Here is a 267-nt window from a genome sequence, read left to right as displayed (position 1 = left end):
CGTACCAGCCAGTCGTCGAGATAGTCGGGGTCCCGGCGCAAGTCGCGCATGACGCGTTCGCCGAGCTTCCGCTCCGCCTGCGGCGTAAGCGAGCCCGAGCCGCCGCTGCCGAGGTCGGGTAGTTGCTGCGCGGCAATCGGCGCGCGCCAGCCGTCGTTGCTTCCGCCACCGGTCGAATTGCCGGTGCCGCGGTTCAAACCAAAATTGCCGGAAAAGCGGCTTTCCGCGCCGCCGTATACGCCGAACACGCCTTGCGCGATCTCAGGC

General features: G+C 68.2%; 1 protein-coding gene. It reads right to left on the bottom strand.

What is annotated here, in order from left to right:
* The coding region (locus R0J87_RS21040; protein ID WP_498888705.1) for a hypothetical protein at positions 1-267 on the bottom strand (267 nt) is incomplete at both ends.

Origin of the sequence: Halomonas sp. SIMBA_159 (genome assembly GCF_046536035.1) — a bacterium.
GTDB lineage: Bacteria > Pseudomonadota > Gammaproteobacteria > Pseudomonadales > Halomonadaceae > Vreelandella > Vreelandella venusta_A.
The sequence above is the reverse complement of the archived record's forward strand: the minus strand, read 5'-3'. Positions and strand labels throughout refer to the sequence as shown.